We start from the raw sequence: 1600 nt of genomic DNA on the forward strand, positions 1-1600 counted from the left end.
CCTGTTCCACCAGTAGCGGACGGTTTCGTGGCTGACATCGATCCCGCGTTCGTGAAGTAGGTCTTCAACATTTCGAAGTGAAAGCGGAAATCGGATGTACAGCATCACCGCAAGACGGATGATCTCGGGACTGGTCTTAAAGTACTTGAAAGAGGCAGGTTTGGTCATGGGCAAAAGCTACCCAACCACCCTGCCCGCCTCAAGACAAGTTCTTCTGACATGACCATCTGAACGTCTGCTGCGCTGACCAAACTGACTTTGGCTTTAAGTTAAAAGTCCAGTTCGAACCCAACATCTGCGTTAGGCGCAACTTCTCGAAAGTGCCATTGATTGACGGCTCCCTGCGCAAACACACAGTGAAGTTTTAGCACCCTAATCCGATATGCCGGCTTTCTCTAACCCTTCCAAGTAGAGAGCCATTTGCTCTTCCCGCTTCAAGAAAAAAAGCTTTTTTTCAGCGAATTTTTGACTGAAGTCCGGCCGTTCCTTTAGCAGACGATTTTTCATTTGCCGCGCCTCGTCAATCCGATCAAGATAGGCTAGCGCTACCGTTGCGTGAGCCAATGCCCAATATTGGCAGTTCGGAATGTCTGCGGCCCGCTCTGCCCAGTCCAGCGCTTTCTCAAATTGACGGTCGAACAGAAAGTTAAGCGAGCCGTAGCTCAAAAATGCCCAAAGCTGTGGGTGGTTCGGGCTCATATCTACCGCTTTTTCGAACTGCAGTTCGGCTTCCTCGTAGCGCCCTTCATATGCAAGGGAATCGCCGAGCGCGCAGAATGCAGGTGCCAAGGTCGGGTTCAACTGAATGGCTTTTTCGTTCTCCGCGAGTGCAGCGCGATACTCCTTACGAGCCAATTGCACTCGCCCCATCAACATGTAGAGCAAGGCGTTCTGACTATCGAGCGACACGGCCTGCCGAGCCGCGGCCAGCGCCTCATCCATCAACGCGGGATCAGGCTCTGTATCCCAATAGACCATTCCGAGGATGGTCGCGTAGGCCCACATGCCGTGGGCTTCGGCATAGTTAGGGTCAAGCTCCCGGGCGCGCAGCAACAGGCGTTGTGCCTCATTGTTTCCTTCACTCGTAAACTTGTAGAAGTTAGCGACACCCAAGTGAAAAGCGTCCCAAGCATTAATATCCGGGCGCGGTGCCTTTTCGATCTTCTGCCGGATGGCTAGGCCGATCTCTGGCTCAATTCGACCAACAATGGTTTGGGTGATCTCGTCCTGAAGTTCAAAAATATCCTCTAAGTTTCGATCGTAGCGCTCCGCCCAGATGTGCGCGCCAGTGCTGGTGTCTATCAATTGGCCAGTCACCCGGATGCGCTTCCCCGCCTTACGTACGGAGCCCTCCAGAACATAGGTCGCACCAAATTCTGCAGCTAGTGAGGTTACATTGGGGGATTGTCCCTTGTAGGCGAATGTCGTGTTGCGGGCGATTACGTCAAGCCAGCGGTGTTTGGAGAGTGCAGTGATAATGTCTTCCGTCAGGCCGTCGGAAAAGTATTCTTGCTCCGGATCAACGGACATGTTGTCGAAAGGCAGCACGGCAATGCAAGGTTTCGAGTATCCTTCTTTTGTTCTTTCCCCATCGTCACCT

1 protein-coding gene and 1 pseudogene are annotated in these 1600 nt (G+C 52.8%); both read right to left on the reverse strand.

Annotated features, from left to right (window positions below):
• A pseudogene (locus AC2FNV_RS23500) lies at window positions 1–168 on the reverse strand (IS6 family transposase); the annotation flags it as partial.
• Window positions 169–372: 204 nt separating this feature from the next.
• Window positions 373–1600: tetratricopeptide repeat protein (locus tag AC2FNV_RS23505; RefSeq protein WP_496774733.1), on the reverse strand; the 1228-nt coding region annotated here is incomplete at its 5' end.

Source organism: Ruegeria sp. BHSA163 (assembly GCF_059613365.1).